Genomic DNA, 3372 nt, shown 5'->3' with positions numbered 1-3372 from the left:
TTGATTATTGGTTGTTATTTAAATAGGGACTAATTTTGCACATGATATATAAAGTTTTACCGCTATCCACCGTCCTCAAGATAAAATGAGAGAAGATTAGATACTAAGGGTAACGTCATGTATTTTATAAAAATAAAAGCGGCTATCAAGTACCCTAAATACCATTTTATTAAACTGGTAAGTTTTAATAATAAAAAATACAAAAATTGGTAATTAAGTATAATACACTGTTTGCTCAGGATGCTGAAATCCATTCTTCTGCTCACTTTCTCTTGAAGATAAATAGGGTTTATTCCTTTTGTTTTTAATTCCCTAATATAACTTTCTCGGGTTTTTTTAGGATATTTTGCATTTACGAAATCTAAAGGTGTTTCATTTAAGTCAATGATAAATTTTATAAGGTTACATGCTTTTATTTTTTCAAATTCATTTTTAATTTTTTTCAGAACTTCATCCTTATATAAAAAACGATTAACAAGACCGGCCTTTTTGATTGCGTCCAGAAGCAAGTCTTTACAAAATTGTTTTGTTAGCACATCTTTTATAGTCCGGTTATTTTTGTATCGGCGTCTCAAATATGCTTTTTTCACCTGATACTCAAACCTTAAAACATTTTTTAATCCGTCAAGTAAGGCAATATCTTCATTTGATGCAGGATAGGACTTATTTGTAACCCTGGACTTTACTTCATCATATTTGGAATAGATATTTAAAGCATAACTGCCGTTTCTTGCCTGCATGCCTGTGGCAAAAATACGTTTTTTTAAACGTGGGTATTGCATTTTTTTGAAACAGTCTAAATAAATCATTTTATCCTTTTCATTTGCCATAGAATAGTGAATAAATGGGTGAATTTCAGTACAAATCCAATCCTCAAACGACTTAATAGGAATATTCGGGAAAAGCATTTTAATTTTTTGGTTTACCAATTTAACAAGTAAGCCTGCATGGTCAAGGTTAAAAGGCATGGCGTTTGTACCATAGAAAAATTTAGGCACCGAAAATTTTATCAAAAGTACGCCATGTGGATAATACCAGAAAAGGAGTGCCCCATATTTTTTAAAATATGAAATAGTGTTATTTTTACATACCCATTTTCTCCATTTGGTTTGCTGTAAATAATTGATATCTATGTTTATGTAAGTATATGCACGGATAGTATCGACAGATACCATGCACTCACCTCCTTCCTTTAAAGGGTGCTAACAGTGAATGTGCAGGTAATTTTACATAAAAAATTTGAAAATTCAAATTTTGAGGCAAAAAATTTAACCGTATTTTTAAATCATTGATACTGGATAAGTAATTTCTTCTACATTAGGAATGATTTTAGAAACGATTCAACGGTTAAAACTGATTTTAGAAACGGCTTCTTTTAATAGAAATGAAAAGAGGGAAATAGTCAGGAATAGGAGCAACTTGGTACCTTTTGCATATTAAATGCTTTTAAATTGCTTTTATTTTAAGGAGAAACCATTTATATTAATTTAATTTCTGCTGACGTCAAGAGTATTTTACTAAACGGTTAGGACATCTCTATTGGTGAAACTAGGTAATAAATATTTTTAACCCGGTTAGAACATTGCTTATTATCCGCAATTATGAAGAACCTTCTAATGTTTTTGAAATAAAAGGATTTTTCTTCTTATTCAGGATTCAAATACTAATAATTCTACTATAAGTAAAAATTAACTATTTTTGTCATTTGGATTAATTATATAAACCGTATTCAGGATATTGTATTCAGGATATTATAAAATAAGGCACTGTAGCAAATGACGTAGTGTAAATGGCTGATTAAGCATTTTGAGGGTAACACGTAATAGTAAAGTTGCAACAGGCATTCAAATATAAACTGTAACAAAATAACATGTAAAACAGGACTGGCACTACTTATTAATCAGTTAGATAGTGAAATGTAACAGTTAAAATTTTTCTTACAAAAATTAACCAAAAAAATTTAAAAAATTTTTGTTAAAATAAAAAACTTCTTAATTTTTTTGTTATCCTAATATTAGAGAAAAAACTGTTTGTTTTTATGTTACTCTAATACTAGAAAAAATTCGTTTATGTGTTGGGTTAATAACTAGAAAAACTAAGTATTTTTATGTTGTGCTAATAAGTACGTATAAAAATTTAACATAAAGAATTGAATTCCAGGCAGAACTTTTTGTATAACGGGGCAAAGGAAACTGGCATTGATACCATTAATAAAAAGGGGGAATTAAGATGAAGAAAAGCATTGAAGAGTATAAAAAACAAGCCACTTTAACAGTAGAGGAAGTTGCTGACATATTAAGGGTTAGTCGCAGCAAAGCCTATGAGATTGTAAAGCAGGGTTATTTTCCTTTCAAAAAAATAAATCATACAATCAGGATACCGACGGAACCATTCTTTGAGTGGTTAAACTCCTACTCTTCCGATGAAATGATTACCGATTCCCCTAAGGAGGAAAGAGTTTTTGACAAAGATATAATTTTAAAAAACAAAAAAATTATTAAAGAAGAGAAAGTTTCATAAAGGGAAATCTGATATATTTTTGATACCTGCATAATGCTGTAGCATCTTTAAAGGGAGGGTCCTGGATTGAAGGATGAGGCTAAGGCAGAAACTCGAAAGTATAGAAAGCGTGGGAACCCGTTTAAGCGTGGGAGCACGTGGACTATAATATATTATGTTGCCGACCCTGTGACCGGGAAAAAGAAGCAGAAGTGGAAGGGGGGCTTCAAGACTAAAAAAGAAGCCCAACAGGCATTGTATGAGATAAATGCTAAAATAAACTCCAACACTTATGTAGAACCTACAAAAATGACTTTAGCGGAATATCTCATGCAATGGTATGATACACATTGTAAGCCGCGGCTAAGCAGTAATACCCTCAGGGGCTACAGGGTCAATATTGAAAATCATATTATTCCTAATATAGGCCACATACCTCTCCAACAACTGACAAGAGGGCAAATCCAAAAGTTTTATTTCGACATATATAGGGGAGATAATAATAACGATGGTAAAAATAATATTGGCAAGTTGTCAGCAAGGTCTATCCTGTATATTCACCGTGTATTAAATAAGGCATTAAAAGATGCTGTTAGGGATGGTATCCTGGCCAAAAATCCAGCAGAAGGCGTTTCAAGGCCTACTGTGAGGAAATATCAGAGTAACATCTATGATGCTAATATGCTGAAAAAACTATTGGAGACCGCAAAAGGGACAGACTTATATGTACCTGTAGCCCTGGCGGTTTCGTTAGGGCTAAGGCGTGGTGAAGTTTTGGGACTTCAGTGGAAAAACATAAATTTTGATTCTGGGAAAGTTGAGATTAGACAGCAGTTAACTTATAATGAGCAGAAAAAGGATATAGAACTGGCC

General features: G+C 32.1%; 3 protein-coding genes. 2 read left to right on the top strand and 1 reads right to left on the bottom strand.

The window, feature by feature from the left end; all coding sequences use genetic code 11:
* Positions 1-62 precede the first annotated feature (62 nt).
* Positions 63-1175: a hypothetical protein gene (locus VIL26_05835; protein HEY8390454.1), complete on the bottom strand. Its 1113-nt coding sequence runs from the start codon at positions 1173-1175 to the stop codon at positions 63-65.
* A gap of 1054 nt (positions 1176-2229) precedes the next feature.
* Here VIL26_05835 and VIL26_05830 point away from each other — a divergent pair.
* Together VIL26_05830 and VIL26_05825 are read left to right on the top strand one after the other, a co-directional pair.
* On the top strand, positions 2230-2520 hold the full coding sequence (locus tag VIL26_05830) for a helix-turn-helix domain-containing protein (GenBank protein ID HEY8390453.1): 291 nt from the start codon (positions 2230-2232) through the stop codon (positions 2518-2520).
* Between the two features lie 66 nt (positions 2521-2586).
* The coding region (locus VIL26_05825; protein ID HEY8390452.1) for a site-specific integrase at positions 2587-3372 on the top strand (786 nt) is incomplete at its 3' end.

The organism is Clostridia bacterium (genome assembly GCA_036562685.1).
GTDB lineage: Bacteria > Bacillota > Clostridia > Christensenellales > DUVY01 > DUVY01.
The sequence above is the reverse complement of the archived record's forward strand: the minus strand, read 5'-3'. Positions and strand labels throughout refer to the sequence as shown.